Below are 24,539 nucleotides of genomic sequence, written 5' to 3' on the forward strand. Positions count from 1 at the left end.
GGGTGTTTTCCATGTACCCACGTTGGACAACACGCCCCAAAAGCAGCAGTTCAGTCGTTACCTGTCACTGCGGATGCTTGTCCGCCTCCGAGGTAAACGCATCGGCGTAGAACTCCTCGCTCGGCAGGCCGCGCTGGGTGGTGTAGGCGCTGCGGGCGGAATCGACCACGATGGGGGCGCCGCAGGCATACACCTGGTGGCCCGAGAGGTCGGCAAAGTCGTCCAGCACGGCCTGGTGCACAAAGCCGGTGCGGCCGTTCCAGGCGTCTTCGGGCTGGGCGTCGGACACCACGGGCACGTAGTGCAGTTGGGGCATGTGGGCGGCCTGCTCGCGCACCCAGTCGTCCAGGTACAGGTCGGCCGGGCGGCGGCCGCCCCAGTAGAAGTGGGTGGGCCGGCTGATGCCCTTGTGGCGCAGGTGCTCGATGATGGCCTTGATGGGCGCAAAGCCTGTGCCCGAGGCCAGCAGCACGATGGGCTTGTCGGAGTCTTCGCGCAGGTAAAAGCCGCCAAACGGGCCTTCGATGCGCAGGATTTCCTTCTCCTTCATGGCGCCGAACACATGGTCGGTAAAGCGTCCGCCGGGCATGTGGCGGATGTGCAGCTCGATGCCAGGGGCCTGTGCCTGTGTGTGCGGTGCGTTGGCCATCGAGTAGGCCCTGCGCGCGCCGTCACGCAGCACAAATTCCACGTACTGCCCCGCGTGGTAGCGGAAGGTATCGGCCGCGGGCAGCTGCAGTTGCAGTTGCATCACATCGGCAGAGCGGCGCTGCAGCGTGCTCACGCGCACGGGCAGCTTTTTGATGGGGAAGGCGCTTTCGTCGGTGACCTGGCGCGATTCGAGCACCACCGGCGTCTGCGCCACGCCGCAGCAGGTCAGCACCCAGCCTGCGGCTTCTTCGTCGGTGCTCAGGGCCTTGTCCTGGTGCGTGCCGTGCACCACGGTGCCCTCCAGCATCTTGCACTTGCACGAGCCACAGGCGCCGTCCTTGCAGCCGTAGGGCAGGCCCACGCCGGCGCGGATGGCGGCGGCCAGGATGGTTTCGCCCGGCTGGGCTTCAAAGCTGCGGCCGCTGGGCTGCACGGTGACGGTGTGGGGCAGGGCGGGGGTGGGCGCTGCGGTGGTCATGTTTTGGTTATCCTCGCGGGGGTCGAACACGGCAATGCCCTGGATTGTGCCCGCAGTGTTTACCCCTTTTGCGCGCCGGGCCGATGGCTGGCGCGGCGCACCTTTGAGAGCCCTTGCATGAGTTCTGCCTCCCCCGCCTGCAACCTGGGCGCGCTGCCTGCGCGCTTTCGCCGTGCGCGTGTGCTCATCGTCGGCTGTGGCGACGTGGGCCTGCGTGTGGCGCAGGCCTTGCGCGCCAGCGCCACGGGGCGCTCGCCGGTGCGTGTTCTGGCGCTCACCTCCAGCCCCGAGCGCGCGCCCGCCCTGCGTGCCCAGGGCATCACGCCGCTGCTGGGCAACCTGGACCATGTCGCCAGCCTGCGCCGACTGTCCGGTCTGGCCACGCATGTGCTGCACCTGGCGCCCCCGCCCGGCCAGGGCGAGCGGGACCCGCGCACCCAGGCCCTGGTGCGGGCGCTGCGCTTGCGCTGCCCGCCTGCGGCGCTGGTGTATGCGTCCACCAGCGGGGTGTATGGCGACTGCGGCGGCGCCTGGGTGACGGAGACCCGCGCCCTGGCCCCGGCCACCGCCCGTGCCCGCCGCCGGGTGGATGCCGAGCGCCTGGTGCGTTTTGCGGGCCGCAGCGGCCTGCGCGCCAGCATTCTGCGCGTGCCCGGCATCTACGCCCCCAACCGCGAGGGCGGCACGCCCGAAGCGCGCCTGCGCCGCGGCACGCCCGTGCTGGTGCCTGCCGACGACGTGTACACCAACCACATCCACGCCGACGACCTGGCCCGCGCCTGCGTGGCGGCGCTGTGGCGCGGCGCCCCCCAGCGCGTGTACCACGCCAGTGATGACAGCGACTTGCGCATGGGCGACTACTTTGACCTGGCCGCTGACCTGTATGGCCTGCCCCGCCCGCCGCGCATCACCCGCGCCCAGGCCCAGACCGACATTGCCCCCATGCTGCTGAGCTTCATGAGCGAATCGCGCCGCATGGACAACACCCGCCTGCACCGCGAGCTGCGCGTGCGCCTGCTCTACCCCACGGTGGTGCAGGGGCTGCGCTCCTGATCAGCACGGTGCACGGCCGCCCGCAGAACGGCAGGTGCCGTCCGGCCCGGGCAGGCGCCCTGGGCCTGCCCGGGGGTAGCCCTTGCCCTGGTCGTCAAAGCACTGGAATTCGGAGCAGTGCGTGAGCCGGGGCCGGGGCGGCGGCAGGGTGGGCCGGGGGCGTGCCGTGGGCACGACCACAACCTGCGGGCGCTGGGCACGGGCTCTTTCCATCTCTGCGTAGCCCTCGGGGCCCAGGCAGTCCAGGTCCATCTGGCGCTGGGCGGCTTCCAGGCCGGGTTGCAGCACCATGGGTTCGCGGGTCTGGGCTTCGTTCAGCGTCTGCCATTGGCGGCGCGAAGCCTGGCATTGGGGGGACTGGGCATAGTTGGGGCGCGGTGCCGGGGGGCGTTCCAGCAGTTCGCGCTGGCGCTGGGCTTGCAGGCGGGCGGTTTCGGCCTCCTGGCGGGTTTTTTCCAGCTCCAGGCGCTGCTGTTTGCGCTCCAGGGCCTCGGCGGCCTGGGCGCGTTCCTGGGCCAGTTCTTCGGCGCTTTTGCGCGCCTGCACTTCGCGGGCTTTATCGCCGCCGGAGCATTCGCCGTCGGTGTAGGTGACCTGGCCGGTGCGCGGGTCCTGGCAACGCACCACCTGGGCCTGTGCGCTGGCCGCCAGCAGGCCAGTGCACAGCACCCAGGGCAGGATGACGTGGGCGCGGAGCATGGTGGTGCGTGGATGCGCTGTCAGGGCATGCTCTCGGAACTGGGCAGGCACTGGCCGGTCTTGGGGTTGTAGCGGTCGTAGTCGCAGCGCCCTGGGTTGGGCCGCACGGGGCGCTCGCGGTCGCGCCGGTCGCGTTCTCGGGCTTCGCGCTCACGGCGTTCACGGTCGCGATCCCGTGCTTCGCGGTCGTGCCGTTCGCGTTCGCGGGCTTCGCGCTCGCGTTCGCGCTGTTCGCGTTCACGGTCGCGGGCCCAGCGGTCGCGGTCGCGCTGTTCGCGTTCCCAGCGTTCACGATCGCGGCGCTCGCGCTCCCAGCGCTCGCGTTCACGTTCGGATTGGCGCCAGTCGGGGGCGGGGTAGGCCGGGTACACGGGCTGCACGCCGGGGCTGTGGATGATGACCGGGTCTGACGGGTACGGGTAGGGACGGGTCGGGTAGCCTGGACCGTCGCTGTAATAGGGCTCGCCGGTGCTGACGCAGCCCGAAGCCAGCAGCGCCAGCGAGCCCAGGGCCAGCCAGCGTGCATAGGGGGGAATGTGTTTCATGGGGTGTGCTTTCAGGCAAGCGGAGGGCCTGCCAAACAATGACGCGCCAGCCATCCCTGCGGTTGACCTGAGGGGGTGGGGCCAGCGTCGTCCAAGGCGTATGGTGCGCCCTATCGCCTGCCCGCGCAAGGGTGCGGCCCATGGTTGGTTTTGCAACCATTTTGTCCATTTTGGTGGGCGGGCGCTTTGCACAATGGCACGTCGCATTCCTGAGGAAACCTTGCCATGACCGTTGCCCTTGCCCCGGACTGGAACATCGCCCCGCTCAACGGCCTCTCGCAGGTCAAGGGCCGGACGGACGCCACGCTGTCGGAGGCGCCCATCCACCGCTTCCTGCTCGAAACCGTGCAGCGCTTCGCCGACCGGCCCGCCGTGGTCTTCCGCGAGCAGGGCGTGCGCTGGACCTGGGCGCAGTTCCAGGCCGAGGTGGACGCGCTGGCAGCGGGCTTCGTCGCGCTGGGCCTGCGCGTGGGCGACCGTGTGGGCATCTGGTCGCCCAACCGTGTCGAGTGGCTGGTGACGCAGTTCGCCACGGCGCGCGCCGGGCTGGTGCTGGTCAACATCAACCCGGCCTACCGCATTGCCGAGCTGGAATACGCCCTCAACCTCTCGGGCTGCCGCGCCCTCGTCACGGCCGAGCAGCTCAAGACCTCGAAGTACCTGGAGATGCTGCAGCGCCTGGCGCCCGAGCTGGCCACCTGCGCGCCCGGTGCGCTCAAGGCCGCGCGCATGCCCGCGCTGGAGATGGTGATCCGCTTGGGCACCGACCGCACACCCGGCATGCTCAACTACGACGACGTGCTGGCCAGCGGCCGCGCCCGCGCGGACCGCACTGCGCTCGACGCGCTGGACAACTTGGGGTTGGGCCTGTCGTGCCACGACGCCATCAACATCCAGTTCACCAGCGGCACCACGGGCAACCCCAAGGGCGCCACGCTGACGCACCACAACGTGGTGAACAACGCGCGCTTCATCGCCCAGGCCATGAACTTCACCGAGAACGACAGCCTGTGCATCCCCGTGCCGCTGTACCACTGCTTCGGCATGGTGCTGGCCGTGCTGGCCTGCGTCTCCACGGGCGCCGCCATGGTGTTCCCGGGCGAGTCGTTCGACCCCGTGGCCACGCTGCAGGCCGTGAGCGAGGAGCGCTGCACCGCGCTGCACGGCGTGCCCACCATGTTCATCGCCGAGCTGGACCACCCGCGCTTCGCCGAATTCGACCTCTCGCGCCTGCGCACCGGCATCATGGCCGGCTCGCCGTGCCCCATCGAGACCATGAAGCGCGTGATCGCCGAGATGCACCTCTCCGAGATCACCATCGCCTACGGCATGACGGAAACTTCGCCGGTGTCCTTCCAGAGTTCCACCACCGACCCCCTGGAGCGCCGTGTCTCCACCGTGGGCCGCATCCAGCCCATGCTGGAGGCCAAGGTGGTCGATGCCGACGGCCGGGTGCTGCCCGTGGGCGAGAAGGGCGAGCTGCTGGTGCGCGGCTACTCGGTGATGCAAGGCTATTGGGGCGACGCCGAACGCACGCGCGAGGCCGTGCGGGACGGCTGGATGCACACCGGCGACCTGGCCACCATCGACGCCGAGGGCTACTGCAACATCGTCGGCCGCGCCAAGGACATGCTGATCCGGGGCGGCGAGAACGTCTATCCGCGCGAGATCGAGGAATTCCTGTTCCGCCACCCCAAGGTGCAGTCGGTGCAGGTGTTCGGCGTGCCCGACGCCAAGTACGGCGAGGAAATCTGCGCCTGGATCGTGCCCAAGCCCGGCCAGACCTGCACCGAGGACGAGGTGCGCGACTTCTGCCGCGACCAGATCGCCCACTACAAGGTGCCGCGCTATATCCGCTTCGTGGACGACATGCCCATGACCATCACCGGCAAGGTGCAGAAGTTCGTCATGCGCGAGAAGATGATCGCCGAGCTGGGCCTGCAGGAAGCCAAGACCGCCTGACCGTCGGCGGGTGCGGGGCTACCGGGCGCGCAGCCCCTGCACCAGCGCGCCCAGGGCAATGCCGCCCAGCGCCCACAGCAGCGTCCAGTTGCCCGTGCCCAGCCCGGCAATGGCGGGCCCAGGGCACACGCCGCACAGCCCCCAGCCCACGCCAAACAGCGCTGCGCCCACGGCGGTGTCACGGTTCCAGGCGCTGGGGTGGGCATGAAAGCTGCCGCCCAGCAGCGGGCGTGCCCGCAGGCGCGGCGCCAGCTTGTAGGCCAGCAGCGTCACCACCACGGCGCCGCCCATCACCAGCATCAGGCCAAAGTCCTGAAAGCGCAAAAAGCCGAGCACGACCTCGGGCCGCACCATGGTCGAGAGCGCCAGGCCGAAGCCGAACAGGGCGCCCGCCGCCAGCACGGCCGCAAAGCGCGATAGAGACATGCCTTGCGCGCTCATGCCAGCCACCTTGCCACGATGTTGGCCGTCAGAAAGGCCGTGCCCATGAAGGTCAGCACCGCCAGCAGCGACGGCCACTGCAGCGAGCCCAGCCCGCAGATGCCGTGGCCCGACGTGCAGCCATTGCCCAGCCGGGCGCCGTAGCCCACCAGAAAGCCGCCCGCCAGCAGCTGCCACACCGGAATGCTGGTGGACTGCGGTGCGCCATCGGCAAAGCCCAGCCACCACACCAGCGCTCCCAGAATGAGGCCCAGGGCATAGACCAGGCGCCAGCCGCGTGAATCGGTAAAGCGCGCCTGCTGGAAGAACGGCCGCTGCACCACGAACGACCAGGTGGACGAAAACACCGTGCTCATGCCGCCGATCAGGCCGGTGAAGACAAACAGCAGCGCCACCGCGCTGCCGATGAGCAGCCCGCCCAGCAGGTAGTGCTGCCAGCCGAAGGGAAAGAGGGAAAGGGTCAGGTTCATGGAATTTGCTGCGGGTCTGAAATCCGAAGGGGTGAAATGGTCAGTTCGGTAGAAACAGCGCTGGGTCCACCATGGCCCGGTTGAGCATCACGCCCCAGTGCAGGTGCGGCCCGGTGGCACGGCCCGTGGCACCCACCGTGCCCAGCGGTTCTCCGGTGCGCAGCACGTCGCCCACCTGCACGGTGATCTGGCTCAGGTGGCACACCATGGTGAGCAGCCCGCCGCCGTGGTCCAGCCACACGGTGTTGCCGTTGAAAAAATAGTCGCCCGTGTCGATCACCCGGCCTGGCAGCGGCGCCACCACCGGCGTGCCCGTGGGTGCAGCGATGTCCATGCCGCTGTGTGGGTTGCGTGCCTGCCCGTTGAACACCCGCCGCAGCCCGAACGAGCTGGAGCGCCGCCCCGGCGTGGGTACCTGCATGCGCAGGGAGGCATGCACGGCAGGATCGGGCTCGGTGAATGTGGCCATCACCGCCTGCTGGTGGGCACGCTCGCGTTCAAAGCGCGCCTGGTCCTCGGGCGACAGGTCCACGGTGCGCGGCGACACCTTGAGCTGCTGCTCGGCGTAGCGCTTGGCGGCGATGCGGTAGCCCACCGGTCGTGTGCTTCCGTCCGGCCCGCGCACGCTGATGTGCGCGGTGCCGGGCTCTACCGCCAGGGCAATGCCCACCACGGCCGTCCATCCCTGCGCATCGCCCTGTACCAGCAGCGGCACATCGCCCGCAAACGCCTGAGGCCGCGCGGCTGCCGGTCCCAGCGAGAGCCGGGCCACGCCGCCAGGCACCGCCAGGGCGCGCGGCCAGACAGCGGCATCCGCCGTGGCCACGGGCTCTGTGCGTGGGCTGGCGAAGGCGCCCGTGGGCAGTGCCAGCAGGCCGAGGGTGCCCAGCAGGGCACGCCGCGAGGGAAAAGGGCGGGTGAAACGCATGGCCTGCATTGTGCAGCGGCCATCGGTCCGGGCGCCGTGCGCCTTCAGATAGCATGGCGCATGACCACCCATTACGAGAGCGTGCACCCCGACGCGTTGTACCCTGAAGCCTTCCACGTGGCGCCGCCCGACACGCCCCTGGGGCGCAGCCTGGTGCCGCGCCGGCCCGGCGTTTTCATCCGAAAGGCGCCAGCGCCGGAGCAGGCGCCAGTGCAGGAACCCCAGGAGCCGCCCCCGGAGCGCGAGAAGCCCGTGCGCGAACTGGTCGCGGGGCAGTTCGGTCTGGTGCCGCCCTGGGTCAAGTCAGCGTCCGACGCCAAGCTGCGCTCGACCAAGCTGGTCAACGCGCGGGCGGAAACCGTCACCACCTCCAACAACTTCCGCGAGGCCTGGCTGGGCGCGCGGCGCTGCATCGTGCCCATGATGGCCTTCTTCGTGGACGACCTGCGCAGCGGCAAGCCCGTGCCCACGCGCATCGCGCGGGTGGACGGCCAGCCGATGGGCGTGGCGGGCCTGTGGGAGTGCTGGACGGGGGCCGAGGGCGAGACCATCACCAGCTACACCCTGCTGACGGTGAACGCCAACAACCACGCGCTGATGCACCGCTATGGCCATGACGGCAGCGAAAAGCGCATGCCTGCGGTGCTGAGCGAAGGCGCCTACGACGCCTGGCTTGGCGCCCACCCGGAAAAGGCCCGCGAGTTTTTGCGCAGCTATCCCGCCAACTGGCTCACGGCCAACCCGGTGCAGAAAGAGCGGGTGCGACCAGCGCAGAACTTTTCAGCAAAAAGTGGCCCAAACGCTTGATGGAAAAGCGCTGACAGCTATGAACAATGAAGCAAAAAAAAACCGTTGGAGGGTTTCGGCCGCAGGGGCACTGCTCTGCGCCGCGCTGGTGCTGGCGGGGTGCGCCGCACCACCTCTGCCGCACCATGGGCCGCAGGAGAAGTTCGCCTCGGTGGCCACCTATGCGCGCCTGTTCGATGCCGCCCCCGCGCACACCTGCGAGGCTGCGCGCCGCGCCTTGCTCAGCCAGGGCTACCTGATCCAGGCGGCATCGGCCGAGCAGGTGGAGGGGCGCAAGAACTTCCAGCCCGACGCCGAATCGCACCTGCAAATCTACATCCGCGTGGTCTGCGTGCCCGACGCGCCGCAAGGCGTGCTCAGCACCGGCTTTGTCACGGCGGTACAAGACCGCTACACGGTCAAGAAGGTCAGCAACTCCGCCAGCCTGGGCGTGGGCGGCATCGGCTCGGTGTCGGTGCCGCTGACGGCGGGCAGCGAGGCGCTGGTCAAGGTGGGCAGCGAAACCATTGCCAGCGAGGCCTTCTACGACAGTTTTTTCGAGCTGGTGCGCGGCTACCTCGGCACGGCCGAGGCGCAGGAGGACTGAGCGGCCCGGCCTTACTCCTGCGCCACAAACTCGTAGGTCACGGCCTCGCTGTCCACCATGTCGAGGATGTCGTTCAGTTCGTCCTCGTCCTCGGTGCTGCTCCACACGTCTTCGGGGTTGGCGGCAAACAGGGGCTCCACGGCCATGTCCAGGAAGGCGCCGTCGGCCATGCGGATGACTGGCGTGCCTTCGGAGGTCTGCACCAGTTGCCAATCGTCCGGGACGGACATTTCCAGTTCGATGGTGACTTTGAGGGTTTTCATGCGGGCGCTCCAAGGGTAGGTGGGGCCCGAGGGTAACCCATGTGTTGGCACAATGGTGCGAACCACCACCTGCCCACGCGCTGTTTGCCATGTCCTCTGCCTTTGCCCACGCCACCATCGGTACCCCAGGCCAGCCCTGGGGGCCTGAAGAAGTCGCCCAGTGGCGCGCGCGCCAGGTGCGCCAGCGCAGCCATGCCGACGATGTGCTGGCCGCGCTGGTGGGGCTGGATGCGCAGTGGCAGCGCGAGCCCTACGGCGAGCTGGTGTACGGCAGCCGCCGCTACCCCCTGCACGCCCTGCGCAGCAAGGACTGGCAGGACCACCGACCCACCGTGCTGGTGACGGGCGGCGTGCACGGCTACGAAACCAGCGGTGTGCACGGCGCGCTGCGCTTTGCACGCGAGCATGCCGCAGGCTACGCCGGGCGGGTCAACCTGCTGGTGGTGCCCTGCGTCAGCCCCTGGGGCTACGAGCACATCCAGCGCTGGAACCACGACGCCATCGACCCCAACCGTTCGTTCCGCGAGCCCAGCCCGGCGCAGGAGGCAGCGGCGCTCATGCGCTTGGTGGCGCCGCTGCGCGGGCAGTTTGCCGCGCACATTGACCTGCACGAAACCACCGACACCGACGAAACCGAATTCCGCCCCGCGCTGGCCGCGCGCGACGGCAAGCCGTTCGAGCCCGGCAGCATCCCCGACGGCTTCTACCTGGTGGACGACACCGAGAATCCCCAGCCCGCCTTCCAGCAGGCCATCATCGCAGCGGTGGAAAAGATCACCCACATCGCCCCCACCGACGCGCAGGGCCAGCTCATCGGCTCGCCCGCCGTGGCGCGCGGCGTGATCCGCTACCCGCTGCGCACGCTGGGCCTGTGCGCCAGCGTGACCGGCGCGCGCTACACCAGCACCACCGAGGTCTACCCCGACAGCCCCCGCGCCACGCCCGAGCAATGCAACGCCGCGCAGGCGGCGGCGGTGTGCGCGGCGATCGATTTCGTGCTGGCGCAGGCGTCGGCCTAGCCGTTGCGCAGTTCGTCCGCCAGCAGATCGAACACACAGCGGATGCGGCGCGCCGTGTGCAGCTCGCGGTGCGTGACCAGCCATACCGGAAACCGCACCGCAGGCACCTCGTCCAGCACGCGCACCACGCCCGGCGTTTGCTGCGCAATCTCGTCCATCATGGTGCCAATGCCCAGGCCCTGGCGCACCATCTCCCAGGCGGTGGAGGCGTTCTCGGCCAGCACCTTGAACTGCGCCGCCCCCACCGGCAGGCCATGCGCCTGCAGGTAGGCCTGGTAGCGGCCTGCGCGGTCCGCGCCGATGAAGTCGCAATGCGCCGCATCGGCAGCAGTGCGCGGGTGCCCGTGTGCAGCCACCCAGGCGCTGCTGGCGTAAAAGCCCGCCGTCGCATGGCGAATCAGCCGCCCGATCAGGTCCGGCTGGTCGGGCGCCACATGGCGGATGGCGATGTCTGCCTCGCGGCGCAGCAGGTCGCTGAGCTGGTTGGTGGTCACCACCTCGATCACGATGCCCGGCGCCTGCTGGCGCAGCCGCGCCACCGCGCGGGGCAGGATGTGGGCCGCCACCGCATCGCTGGCCGACACTGACACCACCCCCTCCACCGCCTGCGACCGTCCCGTGGCCATGAGTGCCAGGGCATCCGCGGCAGCGCCCATGGCGCGGGCCTGGGCCAGCAGCGCCTGGCCCGTGGCCGTCAGCACCATGCGCTTGCCCACGCGCTCGAACAGCGTCACGCCCAGTTGCTGCTCCAGCGCGGCCACCTGGCGGCTCAGCGTGGGCTGGGTCTGCCCCAGCTTGCGCGCGGCGGCCGAGAGCGAGCCGGTGTCCGCCGTCTCCAGAAACGCGCGTAAGAGGTTCCAGTCGGGGTGATTCATGCAAAAACGTATTACTGAACTGCAAATTATGGGCCTATGCAGTTGATTGGTGTATGGATAGCATCGCTGCATGTTTTCACGCCCCGCCATGACGACCACGCCCACCCCCCTGGCCACAAACGCGTTGCCGCCCGCGCCACCCGACCCCGCCGCTCTGCGCCAGAGCGCTCGCTTCTGGGACAAGATGGCGCGCAAATACGCCGCCAGCCCCATTGCCGACGAGGCCGGTTACGAGGCCAGCCTGCGCCGCACCAGCGAACTGCTGGCCGAGTCAGACCAGGTGCTGGAGATTGGCTGCGGCACCGGCACCACGGCCTTGCGCCTGGCCCACCGGGTGCGGCGCCTGCATGCCACCGATGTGTCTTCCCAGATGGTGGCCATTGCCCAGGAAAAGCTCGCGGCCACCCCGGTGGCGCAACTGGACTTTGCCGTGCTGGACGCTGCAGGCGCCGCCCGGCAGGCGCCCCAGGCCTACGACGTGGTGCTGGCCTTCAACGTGCTGCACCTGCTGCCTGACCTGGACGGCGGGCTGGACGCCGTGTGGCAGGCGCTGCGGCCTGGCGGGTTCTTTATCTCCAAAACGCCGTGCGTGGCGGAGATGAACCCGCTGATCCCTTGGGTGGCGCTACCGCTGGCGCGCGCCCTGGGCTTGGCGCCACCCGTGCACTGCTTCCAAGGGCCGACGCTGGAGGCCGCCATTGCGCGCCATGGCTTCGAGGTGCTGGCCGTGGAGCGCCACGCCACCAAGGGCCGCGACGTGCGCCCCTACATCGTGGCGCGCAAGCCGCACCAGGCGGCCACGGTGGCCGACCCCGCACCGGCCCCGCACTGACGGGTGTGTAAGATCTGAATGAAATTGGCCTCTAAAGCCCATCAGTAAAGCGCTGGCAGCTATTGAAACAATAGCGCCATCACATGGCCGGAATCTCTGGCTCCACCAGCAGCGCCAGCAGTTGCAGCGAATCCTGCCAGCCCAGGTAGCACTCGGCGGTGGGGATGGCGGCGGGAATGCCCTCCTGCACCACGCGCAGCTCCGTGCCCACGGCCACGGCCTGGAGCGTGACCGTGGTGCGCATTTCGCCTGGAAGGTCGGGGGTGTCGAAGCGGTCGGTGTTGACGATGCGCTCGCCCGGCACCAGCTCCAGGTACTCGCCGCCAAAGGCGTGCACCTGGCCGTTGCCCAGGTTGGTGAACTGCATGCGGTAGCGGCCGCCCACACGCAGGTCCTGCTCCAGCACCCGCCCGGTGAAACCGTGCGGCGGCAGCCATTTGGCCATGGCGTCGGGGTCGAGGAAGGCGCGGTACACGCGCTCGGGCGGCGCGCGCAGCACGCGGTGCAGGGTGACGGTGCCGGTGGGGGCGGTCATGGGCGGGCTCCTTTCGAACAGCGGTGCCGGCAAGGTCCGGGGCGGCACGACCCGGCCACCACTGTACGACGATAGCGCGTGCGCCGCAGCGCACGGCCCAGGGCGCCACGCCAGCGCGCCCTCAGGCCGCGATGGTCTGCACGCGGTAGCTCTCGCTGCCCTCGGCCCAGGCCCGCAGGCGGTCGATGTTGGGGTGCTTGCCGGGGTAGGCCAGCGCGTCCTGCGTGTGCTCGGCGTACCACTCCAGCCCCAGGCGCGCGGCGGCGGGCGTGATGTGGCCGCCGTACAGCGCCGCCAGGGCGGCGTACACCGCCAGCGAGCCGGCCTGGCCGGGTTTGTTCTCCAGGGTGGCCAGCACCTGCCCGTCCGCGCCCAGCAGGTGCAGGGCAGCGAGGTGGGAGGCGGAAGGTAGTTGCTTGAGGCGGTCGGCGAAGTTCATGGTCTGTGGGGGCAGAGGTTTGGATGAAAAGTGCCTTGGAGGCTTGTGTATCAAGCGCAAGATGCTACCAAAACCGAAGCAATCAGCGGCTCCCCACGGCGATGGCACGGTGCCGGTGCCGGGCGGATCGCAAGACAACGCGCCCCCTTGCTTGTGTAGTGTTTCACTCTGATTGGCACTTTCAGAGCCCCGAAAAAGCTGCCCGGCTAGGCGCGGCGCGCAGGCAATGGCGGCGCCCTTGTCAAGCGCTGCAACGACGCTGGGCAGCTTTTTCGGGGCTCCCTTCGGGCCAGTGGCCAAGGGGCCATCTGCGTTGTTGCAGTGGCTTGACGTAACCCGTTATGCCTGCGCCCCTGCGCCTAGCAGCTGACCCCTTGGCCACTGGCTGAAAGTACCAATCAGAGTGAAACAATACACTAGAATCCGCCCCACGGGTGCTGAGGGGCGCCCGCCCGCACAAGAGGCTCTCACCCTCGGCCCGCACCACGGGCTTTTTTCTCGTTGCCTGACAGCTTCATCCCTTGTTTCGTCGGCCCCGCGCGGGGTGGCCGCACACGATGCCAAGGAACCTGTCATGGACTCATCCCCCGTTTTCCCATCCCCCCAGCCCGGCGCCGCCGCGCAGCGCCGCGCGCTCGTCCGCCACTACAAGGACAACCCGCCGCCCATGGGCGTGTACGCGATCCGCTGCGATGCGCAGCAGCTCGTCTGCGTCAAGGCCAGCACCAATCTGCCGGGCGCGTTCAACCGCGAGCGCTTCCAGTTGCGCCTGGGCGGCCACACCGACCGGCGCCTGCAGCAGGCCTGGCGCACGCACGGCGAGGCGGCGCTGTGCTTCGAGGTGCTCGATACGCTGAAACCCCGCGCCGATGCCACCGACGCCGAGCACCGTGCCGACCTGGCCGCGCTGCTCGCGCTGTGGCAAGAGGAGCTGGCGGCATGAGCGCGCCGGCCCTCGACCTCTGCCTGGGCATCAGCCTGGCCCACGCCCGGCTGCAACTGGCGCTGGACGACGCGCTGGGCACCTGGCACGGCATCGGCCATGCCGATTTCATCCTGCTGCACGCGCTGGCGCGGGCCGAGGGCGGCTGCCTGCCCACGGCGGCGCTGGTGGCGCCACTGGGCGTGCCGCTGTCGTCCGTGGTGCGCCGCCTGATCCCTCTGGAGAAGACCGGCCACATCGCGCGCGCGGCGGGCCAGGTCAGCCTGCGCCCCGCCGGCCGCGCCGTGCTGGACGAAGCCCGTGCCACGGCAGGCGCGCTGTGCGCCGACGCGCTGCGGGGCCTGCCCGCAGGCTCCACGGATGCGGCGGCGCTGCTGCGCCACCTGGCGCCCACCACCATGGCGGGGTCTGCGTGAACAGCGCGCTGGACGAACTCAAGACCCGCGCCCGCGTGCGGCTCAACCGCGCGCGGCGCGAGGGCGTGGCGGGCAGCCTGCAACTGGCCGACTGCCTGCACGACGCCGCGCGTGCCGTGGGCTTTGCCCACTGGGACCACGCCCGTCGCGTGCTGTGTGGCCAAGCCACGGCGGGGGATGACCTGGGCGACTTCTGGCACGCGCCAGGTACCGGCATCCTGCTCAACCACTGGTTCGCGCGCCACGAAGACGCCCTGGCCGTGCTGGATGCAGACCGCGCCGCCTACCTGCTGCCCTACCGGTGCCAGTGCTTCATCGTGCAGGCGCCGTTCATTGAGGCCCTGGGCCTGGACCCGGACGACCCGCACTGGGGCCTGCTGCGCCACGACCTGGTGGCGGGCCTGGGCACGCCCGCGTGGCTGGCGCTGGCGGCGCAGCGCGTGCGCGCGCCGCTGGCGACGTTTGCGGGGCGGTAAAAGTCCGCCAGGCCAGGCCGCCGGCCTGGCAGCGGGCGCTACTCCTCGTCCTCGTTGTCGTCGTCCGCTTTCACGCGGCGCTCCAGCCGCTCGCGCAGCGCCCCGGCTTCCTGCGTGAACTGGGGCACCGGCACGGCGGGGGCCACGCGCAGGCTGGGCGGGAACAGGCTGCTCATGTACAGCTGGTTCGACAGCCGCGCATGGTTGAGCCACTGCACCCCCATCCAGGCGGGCAGGCCCAGGGCCAGCACGGCGCCCACCGTCCAGGCCAGGCCGGTGCGGCGGCGCGGCAGCACGGCGGCCAGGTGGGCGTAGATGCCTGCGGCCAGCACCAGGGTGATGAGCACATAGCCAAAGCGCGAGACAGCCTCCCACGACAGCGCAAACGCAGCCAGGCTGGCCGCCAGCGACACGGCCTCGGCCCCCAGGTACAGCGCGCAGGCAATGCGCATGTGGCGCCAGAACTGCAGGTGGCCGTCGAACACCTTGTTGGCAATGGCCCACAGCCCGGCCCAGCCGCCCATGAACAGCGCTATGCCCAGCAGCGCGCCGGGCAGCGCCTTCAGGTACTTGGTGCTGTCGTCGGCCTTCAGCCACTCAGCGGCCAGCACGGCGGCCAGCATCAGTGCCAGCAGGGCCACGGTGGCGGCTAACGTGCGCCAGGGGAAGTGCGGCAGCGGCAGCTCGGCGGCGATGGGTGCATCGGCCAGGCGCAGCGCAAGGCGCGTGCGGCCGATCTCCAGCGGCGCGCCGTCGGGCCAGTCGAAGCGCTCGCCACTGGCGTGGCGCTTGCGCTGCAGCAGGGCGCCGTTGAGGGTGTGCTGCACCTCCACGCGCACAGTGCGGGGCGCGTCCGCAGCCCGGTCGATGCGCAGGTGCGTGGGCGCCACATGCGGGTCGTCCAGCACCAGGTCGCATTCCAGGCTGCGGCCCACGGTGACGGGCCAGCGCGTGACGGGTGCGCGCGCCAGCAGCGCGCCGTGGCGGTCAAAGGCCTCCAGCAGGGCCAGGGTGGGCATCATGGCGCGGCCTCCCACCGGAAGGACTGCAGAAAGCGCTCGGCCAGCTTCAGGCCGTTGTCAAAGCCAATGCCGCGCACGTCCAGGCGGCCCAGCACGCCCTGCGTGGGCTGGTTGAGGGTGGCGGCCAGCACCGTCATGTCGTACAGGCCGGGCAGCTTGCGGTAGGCCGACATGCAGACCACCGCGCGCAGCGGCAGGCCGCCCTGGTCCACAAAGCGCTCGGCACACTCGGCCGCCGTCTTTTGGCGGCTGCCCCGGTTGGGAATGCGTTCATTGGCAAAGCTGCGCGAATACATGTGCGCGAAGCGCGCCGCACCGTAGCTGGGGGCGCTGTAGGCCTCGTAGCCCAGGCGCACCGTGCCGGTGCTGAAGTCGCCCGCCACCACATGGCTGTTGGTCTGGCATGCCGAGCGCTCCAGGTGCAGCGCGCTGTAGTCCGGGTCGCGCCCGCTGCCCCAGCAGCGCGCCAGCGCGTCGTCGGGCACGGGCACCAGGTAGTTGCCGTGGCGCTGCTCCTGGAAGGGGGTCTGCAAAAAGCGCTCGGTCAGCAACTGCTGGTGCACCAGCAGTTGCCGCGCCACCTCCTTGTGGGCGGGCTGCGTGATGGGCTGGGCGCTGGCCGCGCGCTGCACCAGGGCCTGGGCAAACTCGGCCGGGATGAGAAAGCTCACCTGCTCGCCATCGAGCCGCTTGGCCACGTTCACGCCCAGCACGCGCCCGGCGTCGTCCACAGCGGGGCCGCCGCTCATGCCGGGGTTGAGCGTGCCGCCAAAGAAGATGCGCGGGTAGAAGCTGCGCCGCACCAGGCCGTTGTAGGTGCCTTCGGTGACGGCAAAGCCAATGTCCAGCGGGTTGCCCAGCGAGTAGATGCGCTCGCCCTGGGCCAGGGGCTCGGCGGCGGGGCGGAACTCCAGCACTGGCGCAGGGGCGGTGCGTTGGCCTGCACGCAGCACGGCCACATCGTGCTGCACGTCGAACGCCAGCAGATCGACGTCACCCTCCTGCCCGTCGATGGTGACGTACACGCCACGGTAGCGCTCGGGCTCCAGCGCCAACTGGCTGGCCACATGGAAGTTGGTCACGATCAGCCCGTCGGCCGACACGAAAAAGCCCGAGCCAATGGACGCCTGGGTGTTGGAGGTGCGCAGCAGCGTGCGGATCTGCAGCAGCTTGTCGCGCGACAGCGCATGGATGCGCCGGGCGTCGCGTGAGAGCGCTGCCGCCTGCGCCGCCGAGGGTTGCGCGGCCGAGGCGGGGGCGCCGGGCGCATCGGCGGCTACCGGTGGGTTCTGGGCACTGGCCAGGCCGCAGGCCAGCCAAAGGAGAGGGGTGACAAGCCGAAGCCGCCAGCGGGTGGAAAAAGGCATCGCGGCATTGTAGGGAGGGCTTGTGGCGCTCCCATGGCGCGAGTGCGGGCACCGGGGCAGAGGTCAGAACGACGAGCCCGGCTCGCTCAGGAACGCCAGCTCCTGCGCCGTGGACGCCCGCCCCAGCACGGCGTTGCGGTGCGGGTAGCGGCCAAAGCGCTCGATGATGGCCTGGTGCTGCAGTGCGAAGCGCAGGTTGCCCTCCAGCCCCGGCTGCGCGAAGAGCTGCACCGACTGCGCGTGGATGGCGGCCGACTCGCTGTGCATGTAGGGCATGTAGGCAAAGGCCCGCTGCGCGGGAGGCAGGGCGCGGTCCTGGCCGCTGGCCACCAGCTCCTGCGCCAGCACCAGGGCCATGCCGTCCTGCGCGAAGGCGCGCGGCGTGTCGCGCCACACGTTGCGCGAGAACTGGTCCAGCACCACGATCTCGGCCAGCCGCCCCGGCGTGCTGGCGCGCCAGCTTGAGAGCTCGCCGCGCGCGGCGGCCTCCAAGGTGAGGGCAAAGCGCTGGGTGATGGCGGCGTCGAGCGCGGCATCCTTGGCGAAGTGCTGCGCGGCGCTCAGCTCGTCGAACCAGAATTGCAGCACGGCCGTGGGGTCGGTGGGGGTTGATTGGGGCATGGTTTTGAATCAAATCAGCCTGTAACGCCCATGGATCAAGCGCAACAAGCTATTGAAAAAGGAGCGGTTGCGCTCATTTCCCGCGCGGCGCCAGCGGCCGGGGCTGCGCCTCCATCATGCCGGCCGCCGCCGCCTTGAGCAGCCGCTGGAACGACGGGCACGCCGCATGGCTGGGCGCGGGGCACACGGCGGCGTGGCGCAGGCCCTCGCTCATGGCCTTGAGGCGCTTGACCGTGCGGTCCAGCTCGTCGGCCTTGGCGGACAGCAGCGTGCGGTCGATGTTGGGCTCTCCGCCGGGCGTGAACATGCTGCGGATCTCGTCCAGCGAGAAACCCGCCGCCTGCCCCAGCGCGATGAGTGCAAGCTGGTCCAGCACTTCGGGCGCGAAGCGGCGCCGCCCGCCGTCGCGCGCCAGTGCGTGGATGAGCCCCTTGCTCTCGTAATAGCGCAGCGCCGAGGCCGGCACCCCCGACAGCCTGGCGACCTCGGAAATATCCACCAAAAACCTCTTGACTTGAAGTTGACTTGAACTTCTATATTAACCAACAACCGCTCCGGCGGTCCATTGCAAAGGAGTTTTCACATGCCTTCACTTCAAGACCTTGCCACCATCGCCCTCGTGGGCGCGGGCGCCACCGCCGTGCTGGACGCCTGGCTGCTGCTGTTGCAGCGCCTGGGCCTGCCCACCATGAACTTTGTGCTGCTCGGCCGCTGGGTCGGGCACGGCCTGCGCGGGCGCTGGCGCCACGCCGCCATCGCGCAGGCCGCGCCCGTGGCGGGCGAACGCGGCCTGGGCTGGCTGGTGCACTACCTTGTGGGCATCGCCTTCGCCGCGCTGCTGGCAGCCTTGCCGGGCGGCTGGCTGCAGGCCCCCACGCTGTGGCCCGCGCTGGCCTTTGGCGTGGGCACCGTGGCCGTGCCGCTGTTCGTCATGCAGCCCGCCATGGGGCTGGGCTTCGCGGCCCGCAAGACGCCCGCGCCGCTCCAGAACTGTGCGCGCAGCCTGACCAACCATGCCGTGTTTGGTGTGGGCCTGTACCTCGCGGCGGTAGCCGTGCAGCAGATCGGCCGCTGAGCAGCCGTCATTTCCCTTCCACCTTCATCCACGAAAGAGAGTTCACCATGTTCCCCCAAAAATACGCCCCCGCACTGTTCGGCTTCATCCTTTCCGGTCTGATGTCGCTGCTGGTCTCCGGCATCTCCACCGCCCGCGCCGTGGGGCTGGCGGCCCACTTCCCCGGCCTGTGGGCCACGGCCTGGCTGACGGCGTGGCTTATCGCCTTTCCGGTGGTGCTGGTGGTGGCGCCGCTCACGCGCAAGGCGGTGGGCTGGCTGACGCGGCAGGGGTGATGCGCCGCCTTGGGCAGGCCCTGGTGGCCTGCCTGTGTTTCAAGGAAAAATAGCCTCTTACGCTCGTGGATAAAGCGCTAGTAGCTATTTAAAATATAGCAAAAGCGCTTCAGCGCCGGCCGCCCATCAGCCCGCCGCCGATCTTGAGCAAGTCGCCCAGCCCCACCTGGCCATCGCCATCCTGGTCGAGCAGGCTGCCCAGCAGGCCGCCACCCAGCCCCCGTTGCTGCTGCACGCGCGCACGCTCCTGGCCCAGCACCTGGCCCAGGCCATCGGCATCCATGCCGCCCGACTGCATGCGTTGCGCCAGGAACGACATCACGATGGGCGCCAGCATCTGCAGCAACTGCCCGGCATTGGCACCCAGCCCCGTGGCCTGGCCCAGCCCGGCCTCGGCGCGCTGCTGGTTGCCGCCAAAGATGTGGCCGAGGATGGCCGCACCGTCTTGCAGGCCACCGCCACCGCCCGCGCCACCGCCCAGCAGCGAACCGAGCAGCCCGCCCAGATCCGCACCGCCGCCGTGGTCGCGCTGCAAGGCACCAAACAAATCCATCGCGCCTTGCGGCTGCGCCGCATTGCGCCCCAGCGCGCCCAGCAGCAGCGGCAAGGCCGCGCCCACGGCGTCCTGGGCCTGCGCAGGGCTGGTGCCCAGTTGCTGCGCCATCTGCTGCAGTGGCGCGCCCTGGAGCTGGGCCATCAGTTCATCGACAAGGGAGGCGGGGGAGTTCATGGCGGGCATCCTTTCAGAAAGAGCGGTAGGCAATCCGCATGGTATGCCCCAACGGCGATGTGTGCAGCGCAGCGTGCCGGGTGGATGGCAGCCATGGCCCACCGGTTCAGGCCTGCCACACCCCAAAGCCTGCAGAGCGCAAATCGATGCCGATCTCGATCTCCCGGTCCACCGCCTCTTCATAGCCCATGGGGTTGAAACCCTCGTACAAGTCAGGCAGCAGCCGCAGGCCGTATTGCGCCACAAAGCGGTTGGCCTGGATGCCCGCCTTGTGCTTGTCAAAGCGCACGTCGGGGTCCAGCCCCGTCATGCCCACGTACACGCAGGGCTTGCCGTCGATGTAGCCGGGGTTGCACTTGCGAAAGCGCGGCTCGTTCAGCACGTCCTTGGAGAGTTCGACCACGTAAACGTGGTGGTGGGGTTTGCGGCGGCGCATGGGTGAGCGCAGAGGTCGTTGAAAAATCGATGGTTAGGAACAGGGGGCGCCGAAAAGCTGCTGCGCTCGACGGTGTCAGATCAAATCCAGATAATCCGCCAGCCTGTTCACGGTCATACAGGCCGGGCTTCCTGGGCGACGGTATCGCGGAACTTGGCTGGCAGGTCCTTGAGGGTGAGCACATCGACCGGCACCCCTAGCAACTCCTGCAGTTCGTCCTGTAGGCCACCCAGATCCAGCAACGTGGTACCGGGCAGTGTGTCCACCAACAGGTCCAGATCGCTGCCGTCGCCATCGTCCCCACGCAGAGCCGAACCAAACACCCGAGGGTTGGCCACGTGGTAGCGTGCTGCGGCACGGCAGACGGCTTCACGGTGCTGGCTGAGGGCTTGGGAAGGGCGCATGGGTGGAAGTTTAGCGGAGCAGGCCATTTTTTGAAAAATCGGCTTCCAACGCTCATGAATATTGCGCAAGCAGCTATAAAAATAGAAGCAAACTGGGTATGCAAGGAATCAAGGCAATGACCCCGGTGTGCCCGCCAGCGCCCCCAGCAGCCGTGCACTCACCTCGGCAGCATCGGGCGTGGCGAACTGCATGTTGTGCTGCTCCGTCAGCGGGCCGTGGCCCGGCTCCATGCCACCGGCAGCGCCGTAGCCCATGGCCTTGAACTTCCAGACCCCGCCTACCTTTTTGAGCGAGCCCACATGCGCCCCATCGGCCGTGTGCACCGCCACCACCTCGGCGCTGACGGGCAGCAACTGCAAGGGGCCTGCCACCGGGCCGGGCGGCACATGGGCGAAGGTGGGGGTGAAAGGACGCGTCATGGATGGGCTTTGACGGTGCTGCAGCTTTTCTGGATGAAATTGGCCTCTAGTGCTTGATGGATAAGCGTAAGCAGCTATCAATATAGGAGTTTTTGGGTTGATGCGCAGCCTTACGCTCAACCAAGTCGATTCTTCCAGTAGCGAGCGCTTTGCTGGTACTTGGCAATCACATCAGGCAAGCCCACCGCCTTGATTTCACCGCGCCGGTAGGCGGCCAGTCGGTCGCTGGCCTCGTTGGCCCAAAGCGCATCCAGTGCCGCGTCGGGCTGATCCAGGCTGTTCAAAATGCGCTCCACCAGTTGAATTCGCTCTTCCGGCGCCAGTTGGGCGGCTTGGGTGCTCAAGGTTTCGGAGGTGGGCGTCATGAATGGGTTTCCGGGTCGAGCTCTAACCAAGTTCGTCTAGAAGACCCTGCACGGCATCCCGCAGCGCAGGTAGGGCGGTTTGGCTGATGTTCCATACCGTGCCGACATTCACCGTCGCATAACCATGGATGAGCTGGTTGCGGAACGCCACGATTTGCGCCAGGTCAGGAATGCGGGCCGCTACGGCCGTGTCCAGTTTGGACAGTTGGTTCAGCGCTTCGCCAATGATTTCAAATTTGCGCTCCACAGCCGCTTGCGCCATCGGATTGGCTGCGTAGGCCGGTGCGTCCATGCCCGTGGTGAACGACTGGATAGCCAGCGCCGCCTCGCGCACGTCCCACAAGAAAGCACGCGGGTCACGCTGCATAAACGGCCTCGCGGTGGCGGTTGATGCTGTCCAGCACATAGGGGTTGCGCACCGCACCGGGCTCCACCAAATCCACGCCCCGACCCAGCAGCGCTTCCAGATCAGCCTTTGCGCCAAAAATCGCATGAAGCCCGGGCTCGATACCCGGTGCAAACTCCACCAGAAAATCGGCATCGCTGTGAGCTGGGTCAAAGTCACTTGCCCGTGCAGCCGAACCAAACACCTCCAGCCGCCGAATGCCGTAGCGCTGGCAGATGGCGGCAATGCCGGGGCGGTGTTGGGCGATGGCGGGGTGCATTGGGCTAAGTGTACCGGTGGGGTTTTCCGTACGCCAGCCACATGAGCTGAGAGTCAGAACTGGAATCTGACCCCAAATACACAGCGAAATGGACATGTGCGCCGAATTCCAGCGCAAACGCGAGCTGCCGCACCAGCTGCGCCGGAACTCGTCCAGCGTGTTCGACCCCGCGCACGACAGCGTCAAGGTGATGACGCTGCACGTCAGCAAAGGGCTGGATTTCCCGGTGGTGGCGCTGGTCGGCGCCGGGCGCCTGCCCGCTGAGGGCGAAGACGAGCGCGAGGAAGCGCGGCTGTTCTATGTAGGGGCTACGCGGGCAACGCAGCGGTTGGTGATTGGGGCGAGTGGGGCCGGAAGGTTCGCAGCTTGCCTATAGATGGGCGGAAAATCCTTCCGCACTCCAAAATCTGCCCGAACCGTCGAGAGTTACTTTGACGGGCGCTCAATCTATTCCCATAGAGGTTCTTGTATGCCCCGACAGCTGCACAAGTGGGAACACAGGTGCGCGTCTGAGCAAGGAAACCAATTTCAAGTTCGTATCGCCCACTCGTGGCTTCTCAGAACTACGAGTGCGTTTAAGAACTAGATGACCCTTCTCAAAATCAAGGACATGGATACCTTGCTTTAAACGAGAGCCTGTGTATTGGCTTAGATCCAACAAATAGACCTCCGAGCGCTGTCCGGCATGATGTTGGTCAGAAACGCTAGGGTTGATGAGATGGAGCATGCGCAGGTCAGCAAGTGCTTGCAGTACGCGGTATTCTGCCGGTAAATTCTCCTTGTCTCTAAAGTCAACTCGGAAATAGGTTATTTGCTCATCGTTCAAGAGGAAGCTTCTCACCGCATTCAAAGATGCAACCAGTTCCCCCGAGCGTCCATCTGTTGCCGCAGCATCATCTTCCAATTCCTGAAGTTTTGTCTGTCCAGCCACGCCAGCGGCATTATTAACATCCTGCACTCCAACTGTCTTAGCATTCTGACGCTGTCGAGCTGTCTGGATTGATGTGGCACATAGGGTCAAGAAATCGCGAGGAACACCCCCGGAGGCTAAAACGAGACGATCTAAAGCTGCTCCATTCAGCACTTTACTAAGGGGGACGGCTCCACACTCTTCAATGTAGCCTCTAAGAACGTCCTCAAGAAATTTCTTTGCACGTTCAGGATGCTCCAATGTGACATCAAGCGCGATAATTGTTGCATCATGACCTGTCTGCAAGCCTGTGGGTGGAACAGGGATAAACCATCGAGTTTGGTGTTGAATTCCTGCGATTTTTAGCCATACCGAATTGTCGCGCGTTACGCCATGTAGTAGATCTAAAAATCTTGGAACTTCGGCGCTGGGTAGATAGTGGACATCATCAATGAACAAAAATATTGTCTTTTGACTTTGAAGGCAGAATCGCGAACACTCTTGTTGCAGTAGCGGAACGATATTTGCTACTTCGGATAAAGGGGTGTTTGATGCGGAAAATCGTTGCTCGATGCCCGCGCGCAAGTTGCGAAGAGCATCAAACCCAAGTCGAGAGCCCCGCACCAAGTCAGTTTGGGAAAGTAATAAGTCGCATATCTTCAGTGCGATGGTCAAAAAGGCGCTGCCGACACCGAGGCTTCTCAAGGATTGAGCATTGGCCCAGAGTACAAGGGCTCCGTCAGCTTCTAGTAGCCTTTTTGCCTCAAGCATCAATGATGTCTTGCCAACACCGCGTCTGCCGAAGATTAGGTTGTGGCGTGGTGCCATTGCGCCGGAGAGTCTTTCTTCGACGTCCTTGATGTATCGAAGGCTTGGCTGACTTTCGGAGGTTCTTGAGCGAGTGCTGAGTAAATTAAGTAAATCCCCTACCCTTTGATCGTGGACGCCACTTACTTGACTGCCAGACTTCTTTCCTGTGATCTGCTTGGCGCGCTTTACAGTGACAAACCCGTTCTCTATCTTTGAGTCAAGGCTCTCTGCGATAGAAATTGCACGTTGAAAATCATTGATCACCTCGACAATTACAATGACCTCTCCAGGGAAAGTGCGTATTTGAATCGATGTAATATCGATTCCGGCGCGATTCATTTCACCTTGAACCAAATTTCGGATATCGATTTCTTCAGTCATGATTCGGTGGATTTGGTTTGAACGTAGTCTTTGGCTGATCGAAGAAAGCTCCGAGCATCAGCGTATAGAGTCTCTGCACACTCCTTAAATTCGGAGTCTTTTTTTGGGTAAGGATCGTAGTCGGCTCGATTTCTGTCCAATCGAGCATTTTTTAGTTTTATTTTCCAGTTTTGTACATCGGGGAAATCATCAGGTAGCTGAGTTGGCAGCTTGCTGTGTTCTTCATGGTCGTCCCCTCCAAAGGAAATATACGTTGCAGCCCTGGCGGCATGATACATGGCGTAGTACGCACGACTCACCGCTGTGCGAGAAAGTAATGATGTCGAATCGATGGCCTTCTTTGCTGCAATTAACTGCTGCTGTGCAAGTGCTAATCTGTCCTTCGCAACCTTGGTCCTGAGCTCTTCGATACTCTTTCCAGATCTTGCTGCAAGCGATACACCCTCCGAGTAGTTTTTTAATTTTTCGTGCTTTGCCTTGGAAATAAGTAAAAGCTCGCTGTCTGTGATTCTTCTTGTCATGGAGCGCTACCCTGAAAAATTAGTTACTTTTTTGATCGGAGATCGAAGGTGCTGCTGTGTTTTGGTCGCTAGATTGCTGCGTTATATGGTGGGTGAGGCAATGGATTGAGTTTTTTGTG

The 24,539-nt window shown here is 66.8% G+C and carries 35 protein-coding genes; 12 read left to right on the plus strand and 23 right to left on the minus strand.

Annotated elements, in window-relative coordinates; translation table 11 throughout:
* Window positions 1-64: 64 nt before the first annotated feature.
* The gene (locus GWK50_RS04145) at window positions 65-1,129 is read right to left on the minus strand and encodes a CDP-6-deoxy-delta-3,4-glucoseen reductase (RefSeq protein WP_162015431.1); all 1,065 of its coding nucleotides are present in this window, start codon (window positions 1,127-1,129) and stop codon (window positions 65-67) included.
* 117 nt (window positions 1,130-1,246) lie between these two features.
* Here GWK50_RS04145 and GWK50_RS04150 point away from each other — a divergent pair, with 117 nt between their 5' ends.
* On the plus strand, window positions 1,247-2,182 hold the full coding sequence (locus GWK50_RS04150) for an NAD-dependent epimerase/dehydratase family protein (RefSeq protein WP_162015432.1): 936 nt from the start codon (window positions 1,247-1,249) through the stop codon (window positions 2,180-2,182).
* Here GWK50_RS04150 and GWK50_RS04155 read toward each other — a convergent pair whose 3' ends face one another.
* Together GWK50_RS04155 and GWK50_RS04160 are read right to left on the minus strand one after the other, a co-directional pair.
* Window positions 2,183-2,881: a DUF4124 domain-containing protein gene (locus GWK50_RS04155; protein WP_162015433.1), complete on the minus strand. Its 699-nt coding sequence runs from the start codon at window positions 2,879-2,881 to the stop codon at window positions 2,183-2,185.
* Between the two features lie 20 nt (window positions 2,882-2,901).
* Window positions 2,902-3,426, minus strand: coding sequence for a hypothetical protein (locus GWK50_RS04160; protein ID WP_197904971.1), 525 nt, complete (start codon window positions 3,424-3,426; stop codon window positions 2,902-2,904).
* A 225-nt stretch (window positions 3,427-3,651) separates the two neighbouring features.
* Between GWK50_RS04160 and GWK50_RS04165 the strand changes: the two genes are divergently transcribed.
* Complete coding sequence (locus GWK50_RS04165) at window positions 3,652-5,388, plus strand: AMP-binding protein (protein ID WP_162015434.1); 1,737 nt, start codon at window positions 3,652-3,654, stop codon at window positions 5,386-5,388.
* An 18-nt stretch (window positions 5,389-5,406) separates the two neighbouring features.
* Here GWK50_RS04165 and GWK50_RS04170 read toward each other — a convergent pair whose 3' ends face one another.
* From GWK50_RS04170 to GWK50_RS04180, 3 genes are read right to left on the minus strand one after another with little or no spacing between them, the layout of a single operon-like run.
* A complete protein-coding gene (locus GWK50_RS04170) occupies window positions 5,407-5,814 on the minus strand; it encodes a DUF6691 family protein (protein WP_242455286.1) in 408 nt (135 codons plus the stop codon).
* 11 nt (window positions 5,815-5,825) lie between these two features.
* Window positions 5,826-6,299 (minus strand): YeeE/YedE thiosulfate transporter family protein, encoded by a 474-nt coding sequence (locus tag GWK50_RS04175; protein WP_162015436.1) that lies wholly within the window; start codon window positions 6,297-6,299, stop codon window positions 5,826-5,828.
* A gap of 40 nt (window positions 6,300-6,339) precedes the next feature.
* Entirely contained in the window at window positions 6,340-7,227 is an 888-nt protein-coding gene (locus tag GWK50_RS04180) for a peptidoglycan DD-metalloendopeptidase family protein (RefSeq protein ID WP_162015437.1), read from the minus strand.
* Window positions 7,228-7,287: 60 nt separating this feature from the next.
* Here GWK50_RS04180 and GWK50_RS04185 point away from each other — a divergent pair, with 60 nt between their 5' ends.
* The gene (locus GWK50_RS04185) at window positions 7,288-8,034 is read left to right on the plus strand and encodes an SOS response-associated peptidase (RefSeq protein WP_162015438.1); all 747 of its coding nucleotides are present in this window, start codon (window positions 7,288-7,290) and stop codon (window positions 8,032-8,034) included.
* Window positions 8,035-8,053: 19 nt separating this feature from the next.
* Window positions 8,054-8,620, plus strand: a complete 567-nt coding sequence (locus tag GWK50_RS04190; RefSeq protein WP_162015439.1) for a DUF2242 domain-containing protein — start codon at window positions 8,054-8,056, stop codon at window positions 8,618-8,620.
* 11 nt (window positions 8,621-8,631) lie between these two features.
* Here GWK50_RS04190 and GWK50_RS04195 read toward each other — a convergent pair whose 3' ends face one another.
* Window positions 8,632-8,883, minus strand: a complete 252-nt coding sequence (locus GWK50_RS04195) for a hypothetical protein (protein WP_162015440.1) — start codon at window positions 8,881-8,883, stop codon at window positions 8,632-8,634.
* Window positions 8,884-8,972: 89 nt separating this feature from the next.
* Here GWK50_RS04195 and GWK50_RS04200 point away from each other — a divergent pair, with 89 nt between their 5' ends.
* The gene (locus tag GWK50_RS04200; RefSeq protein ID WP_162015441.1) at window positions 8,973-9,902 is read left to right on the plus strand and encodes a M14 family metallocarboxypeptidase; all 930 of its coding nucleotides are present in this window, start codon (window positions 8,973-8,975) and stop codon (window positions 9,900-9,902) included.
* Here GWK50_RS04200 and GWK50_RS04205 read toward each other — a convergent pair.
* Window positions 9,899-10,777 (minus strand): LysR family transcriptional regulator, encoded by an 879-nt coding sequence (locus tag GWK50_RS04205; protein WP_162015442.1) that lies wholly within the window; start codon window positions 10,775-10,777, stop codon window positions 9,899-9,901. The two genes, GWK50_RS04200 and GWK50_RS04205, sit on opposite strands and share 4 nt — an antisense overlap.
* A 70-nt stretch (window positions 10,778-10,847) precedes the next feature.
* On the opposite strand from GWK50_RS04205, the gene GWK50_RS04210 reads away from it, so the two are divergent.
* Window positions 10,848-11,609, plus strand: a complete 762-nt coding sequence (locus tag GWK50_RS04210) for a class I SAM-dependent methyltransferase (protein WP_242455287.1) — start codon at window positions 10,848-10,850, stop codon at window positions 11,607-11,609.
* Between the two features lie 79 nt (window positions 11,610-11,688).
* On the opposite strand, the gene GWK50_RS04215 is transcribed toward GWK50_RS04210, so the two are convergent.
* The gene (locus GWK50_RS04215; protein WP_162015443.1) at window positions 11,689-12,144 is read right to left on the minus strand and encodes an SRPBCC family protein; all 456 of its coding nucleotides are present in this window, start codon (window positions 12,142-12,144) and stop codon (window positions 11,689-11,691) included.
* Between the two features lie 121 nt (window positions 12,145-12,265).
* Entirely contained in the window at window positions 12,266-12,583 is a 318-nt protein-coding gene (locus GWK50_RS04220) for a DUF2322 family protein (protein ID WP_162015444.1), read from the minus strand.
* Window positions 12,584-13,157: 574 nt separating this feature from the next.
* On the opposite strand from GWK50_RS04220, the gene GWK50_RS04225 reads away from it, so the two are divergent.
* From GWK50_RS04225 to GWK50_RS04235, 3 genes are read left to right on the plus strand one after another with little or no spacing between them, the layout of a single operon-like run.
* Window positions 13,158-13,526 (plus strand): GIY-YIG nuclease family protein, encoded by a 369-nt coding sequence (locus GWK50_RS04225; RefSeq protein ID WP_162015445.1) that lies wholly within the window; start codon window positions 13,158-13,160, stop codon window positions 13,524-13,526.
* Complete coding sequence (locus GWK50_RS04230) at window positions 13,523-13,942, plus strand: AsnC family transcriptional regulator (protein WP_162015446.1); 420 nt, start codon at window positions 13,523-13,525, stop codon at window positions 13,940-13,942. Before GWK50_RS04225 ends, GWK50_RS04230 begins: the two co-directional genes overlap by 4 nt.
* Window positions 13,939-14,418: a hypothetical protein gene (locus tag GWK50_RS04235; protein WP_162015447.1), complete on the plus strand. Its 480-nt coding sequence runs from the start codon at window positions 13,939-13,941 to the stop codon at window positions 14,416-14,418. Before GWK50_RS04230 ends, GWK50_RS04235 begins: the two co-directional genes overlap by 4 nt.
* A gap of 38 nt (window positions 14,419-14,456) precedes the next feature.
* Here the strand turns inward: GWK50_RS04235 and GWK50_RS04240 are convergent, their stop codons facing one another.
* From GWK50_RS04240 to GWK50_RS04255, 4 genes are all read right to left on the minus strand, one after another.
* Window positions 14,457-15,440, minus strand: a complete 984-nt coding sequence (locus GWK50_RS04240) for an FHA domain-containing protein (protein WP_162015448.1) — start codon at window positions 15,438-15,440, stop codon at window positions 14,457-14,459.
* Window positions 15,437-16,807, minus strand: coding sequence for a serine protease (locus tag GWK50_RS04245; RefSeq protein WP_162015449.1), 1,371 nt, complete (start codon window positions 16,805-16,807; stop codon window positions 15,437-15,439). The genes GWK50_RS04240 and GWK50_RS04245 overlap by 4 nt, the downstream gene beginning before the upstream one ends.
* Window positions 16,808-16,870: 63 nt before the next feature.
* Complete coding sequence (locus tag GWK50_RS04250; protein ID WP_162015450.1) at window positions 16,871-17,428, minus strand: DUF924 family protein; 558 nt, start codon at window positions 17,426-17,428, stop codon at window positions 16,871-16,873.
* 73 nt (window positions 17,429-17,501) lie between these two features.
* Window positions 17,502-17,927, minus strand: coding sequence for a helix-turn-helix domain-containing protein (locus GWK50_RS04255; protein ID WP_162015451.1), 426 nt, complete (start codon window positions 17,925-17,927; stop codon window positions 17,502-17,504).
* 84 nt (window positions 17,928-18,011) lie between these two features.
* Here GWK50_RS04255 and GWK50_RS04260 point away from each other — a divergent pair, with 84 nt between their 5' ends.
* Both GWK50_RS04260 and GWK50_RS04265 read left to right on the plus strand, forming a co-directional pair.
* Window positions 18,012-18,503 (plus strand): DUF2938 family protein, encoded by a 492-nt coding sequence (locus tag GWK50_RS04260; RefSeq protein WP_162015452.1) that lies wholly within the window; start codon window positions 18,012-18,014, stop codon window positions 18,501-18,503.
* A gap of 47 nt (window positions 18,504-18,550) precedes the next feature.
* On the plus strand, window positions 18,551-18,778 hold the full coding sequence (locus GWK50_RS04265; RefSeq protein ID WP_119967100.1) for a DUF2798 domain-containing protein: 228 nt from the start codon (window positions 18,551-18,553) through the stop codon (window positions 18,776-18,778).
* Between the two features lie 109 nt (window positions 18,779-18,887).
* Here the strand turns inward: GWK50_RS04265 and GWK50_RS04270 are convergent, their stop codons facing one another.
* The 7 genes from GWK50_RS04270 to GWK50_RS04300 all read right to left on the minus strand — a co-directional run bounded on the left by GWK50_RS04270 (window position 18,888) and on the right by GWK50_RS04300 (window position 21,798).
* Window positions 18,888-19,508 (minus strand): DUF937 domain-containing protein, encoded by a 621-nt coding sequence (locus GWK50_RS04270; RefSeq protein ID WP_162015453.1) that lies wholly within the window; start codon window positions 19,506-19,508, stop codon window positions 18,888-18,890.
* Between the two features lie 106 nt (window positions 19,509-19,614).
* Entirely contained in the window at window positions 19,615-19,944 is a 330-nt protein-coding gene (locus GWK50_RS04275; RefSeq protein ID WP_162015454.1) for a hypothetical protein, read from the minus strand.
* 113 nt (window positions 19,945-20,057) lie between these two features.
* Complete coding sequence (locus GWK50_RS04280) at window positions 20,058-20,348, minus strand: nucleotidyltransferase domain-containing protein (RefSeq protein WP_162015455.1); 291 nt, start codon at window positions 20,346-20,348, stop codon at window positions 20,058-20,060.
* Between the two features lie 108 nt (window positions 20,349-20,456).
* Window positions 20,457-20,768, minus strand: a complete 312-nt coding sequence (locus tag GWK50_RS04285) for a hypothetical protein (RefSeq protein ID WP_162015456.1) — start codon at window positions 20,766-20,768, stop codon at window positions 20,457-20,459.
* A 116-nt stretch (window positions 20,769-20,884) separates the two neighbouring features.
* Entirely contained in the window at window positions 20,885-21,133 is a 249-nt protein-coding gene (locus GWK50_RS04290) for an addiction module protein (RefSeq protein WP_162015457.1), read from the minus strand.
* Between the two features lie 22 nt (window positions 21,134-21,155).
* Window positions 21,156-21,500 (minus strand): HepT-like ribonuclease domain-containing protein, encoded by a 345-nt coding sequence (locus GWK50_RS04295; protein ID WP_162015458.1) that lies wholly within the window; start codon window positions 21,498-21,500, stop codon window positions 21,156-21,158.
* A complete protein-coding gene (locus GWK50_RS04300) occupies window positions 21,490-21,798 on the minus strand; it encodes a nucleotidyltransferase domain-containing protein (protein WP_162015459.1) in 309 nt (102 codons plus the stop codon). Before GWK50_RS04300 ends, GWK50_RS04295 begins: the two co-directional genes overlap by 11 nt.
* 88 nt (window positions 21,799-21,886) lie before the next feature.
* Here GWK50_RS04300 and GWK50_RS04305 point away from each other — a divergent pair, with 88 nt between their 5' ends.
* A complete protein-coding gene (locus tag GWK50_RS04305) occupies window positions 21,887-22,174 on the plus strand; it encodes a 3'-5' exonuclease (RefSeq protein WP_162015460.1) in 288 nt (95 codons plus the stop codon).
* 66 nt (window positions 22,175-22,240) lie between these two features.
* Here the strand turns inward: GWK50_RS04305 and GWK50_RS04310 are convergent, their stop codons facing one another.
* Window positions 22,241-23,899 carry an ATP-binding protein gene (locus GWK50_RS04310; protein WP_242455288.1) on the minus strand — a complete coding sequence of 553 codons (1,659 nt, stop codon included), beginning with the start codon at window positions 23,897-23,899 and terminating at the stop codon, window positions 22,241-22,243.
* Window positions 23,896-24,420, minus strand: coding sequence for a HEPN domain-containing protein (locus GWK50_RS04315; RefSeq protein ID WP_162015461.1), 525 nt, complete (start codon window positions 24,418-24,420; stop codon window positions 23,896-23,898). The genes GWK50_RS04310 and GWK50_RS04315 overlap by 4 nt, the downstream gene beginning before the upstream one ends.
* Between the last annotated feature and the right edge of the window lie 119 nt (window positions 24,421-24,539).

This window comes from Acidovorax sp. 210-6, from assembly GCF_010020825.1.
GTDB classification, from domain to species: Bacteria; Pseudomonadota; Gammaproteobacteria; order Burkholderiales; family Burkholderiaceae_C; genus Simplicispira; species Simplicispira sedimenti.

Coding starts and splice junctions, on each gene's coding strand:
- GWK50_RS04145 (WP_162015431.1), bottom strand. CDS start 1,129: ATGACCACCGCAGCGCCCACCCCCGCCCTGCCCCACACCGTCACCGTG.
- GWK50_RS04150 (WP_162015432.1), top strand. CDS start 1,247: ATGAGTTCTGCCTCCCCCGCCTGCAACCTGGGCGCGCTGCCTGCGCGC.
- GWK50_RS04155 (WP_162015433.1), bottom strand. CDS start 2,881: ATGCTCCGCGCCCACGTCATCCTGCCCTGGGTGCTGTGCACTGGCCTG.
- GWK50_RS04160 (WP_197904971.1), bottom strand. CDS start 3,426: ATGAAACACATTCCCCCCTATGCACGCTGGCTGGCCCTGGGCTCGCTG.
- GWK50_RS04165 (WP_162015434.1), top strand. CDS start 3,652: ATGACCGTTGCCCTTGCCCCGGACTGGAACATCGCCCCGCTCAACGGC.
- GWK50_RS04170 (WP_242455286.1), bottom strand. CDS start 5,814: ATGTCTCTATCGCGCTTTGCGGCCGTGCTGGCGGCGGGCGCCCTGTTC.
- GWK50_RS04175 (WP_162015436.1), bottom strand. CDS start 6,299: ATGAACCTGACCCTTTCCCTCTTTCCCTTCGGCTGGCAGCACTACCTG.
- GWK50_RS04180 (WP_162015437.1), bottom strand. CDS start 7,227: ATGCGTTTCACCCGCCCTTTTCCCTCGCGGCGTGCCCTGCTGGGCACC.
- GWK50_RS04185 (WP_162015438.1), top strand. CDS start 7,288: ATGACCACCCATTACGAGAGCGTGCACCCCGACGCGTTGTACCCTGAA.
- GWK50_RS04190 (WP_162015439.1), top strand. CDS start 8,054: ATGAACAATGAAGCAAAAAAAAACCGTTGGAGGGTTTCGGCCGCAGGG.
- GWK50_RS04195 (WP_162015440.1), bottom strand. CDS start 8,883: ATGAAAACCCTCAAAGTCACCATCGAACTGGAAATGTCCGTCCCGGAC.
- GWK50_RS04200 (WP_162015441.1), top strand. CDS start 8,973: ATGTCCTCTGCCTTTGCCCACGCCACCATCGGTACCCCAGGCCAGCCC.
- GWK50_RS04205 (WP_162015442.1), bottom strand. CDS start 10,777: ATGAATCACCCCGACTGGAACCTCTTACGCGCGTTTCTGGAGACGGCG.
- GWK50_RS04210 (WP_242455287.1), top strand. CDS start 10,848: ATGTTTTCACGCCCCGCCATGACGACCACGCCCACCCCCCTGGCCACA.
- GWK50_RS04215 (WP_162015443.1), bottom strand. CDS start 12,144: ATGACCGCCCCCACCGGCACCGTCACCCTGCACCGCGTGCTGCGCGCG.
- GWK50_RS04220 (WP_162015444.1), bottom strand. CDS start 12,583: ATGAACTTCGCCGACCGCCTCAAGCAACTACCTTCCGCCTCCCACCTC.
- GWK50_RS04225 (WP_162015445.1), top strand. CDS start 13,158: ATGGACTCATCCCCCGTTTTCCCATCCCCCCAGCCCGGCGCCGCCGCG.
- GWK50_RS04230 (WP_162015446.1), top strand. CDS start 13,523: ATGAGCGCGCCGGCCCTCGACCTCTGCCTGGGCATCAGCCTGGCCCAC.
- GWK50_RS04240 (WP_162015448.1), bottom strand. CDS start 15,440: ATGATGCCCACCCTGGCCCTGCTGGAGGCCTTTGACCGCCACGGCGCG.
- GWK50_RS04245 (WP_162015449.1), bottom strand. CDS start 16,807: ATGCCTTTTTCCACCCGCTGGCGGCTTCGGCTTGTCACCCCTCTCCTT.
- GWK50_RS04250 (WP_162015450.1), bottom strand. CDS start 17,428: ATGCCCCAATCAACCCCCACCGACCCCACGGCCGTGCTGCAATTCTGG.
- GWK50_RS04260 (WP_162015452.1), top strand. CDS start 18,012: ATGCCTTCACTTCAAGACCTTGCCACCATCGCCCTCGTGGGCGCGGGC.
- GWK50_RS04265 (WP_119967100.1), top strand. CDS start 18,551: ATGTTCCCCCAAAAATACGCCCCCGCACTGTTCGGCTTCATCCTTTCC.
- GWK50_RS04270 (WP_162015453.1), bottom strand. CDS start 19,508: ATGAACTCCCCCGCCTCCCTTGTCGATGAACTGATGGCCCAGCTCCAG.
- GWK50_RS04275 (WP_162015454.1), bottom strand. CDS start 19,944: ATGCGCCGCCGCAAACCCCACCACCACGTTTACGTGGTCGAACTCTCC.
- GWK50_RS04280 (WP_162015455.1), bottom strand. CDS start 20,348: ATGCGCCCTTCCCAAGCCCTCAGCCAGCACCGTGAAGCCGTCTGCCGT.
- GWK50_RS04285 (WP_162015456.1), bottom strand. CDS start 20,768: ATGACGCGTCCTTTCACCCCCACCTTCGCCCATGTGCCGCCCGGCCCG.
- GWK50_RS04290 (WP_162015457.1), bottom strand. CDS start 21,133: ATGACGCCCACCTCCGAAACCTTGAGCACCCAAGCCGCCCAACTGGCG.
- GWK50_RS04295 (WP_162015458.1), bottom strand. CDS start 21,500: ATGCAGCGTGACCCGCGTGCTTTCTTGTGGGACGTGCGCGAGGCGGCG.
- GWK50_RS04300 (WP_162015459.1), bottom strand. CDS start 21,798: ATGCACCCCGCCATCGCCCAACACCGCCCCGGCATTGCCGCCATCTGC.
- GWK50_RS04305 (WP_162015460.1), top strand. CDS start 21,887: ATGGACATGTGCGCCGAATTCCAGCGCAAACGCGAGCTGCCGCACCAG.
- GWK50_RS04310 (WP_242455288.1), bottom strand. CDS start 23,899: ATGACTGAAGAAATCGATATCCGAAATTTGGTTCAAGGTGAAATGAAT.
- GWK50_RS04315 (WP_162015461.1), bottom strand. CDS start 24,420: ATGACAAGAAGAATCACAGACAGCGAGCTTTTACTTATTTCCAAGGCA.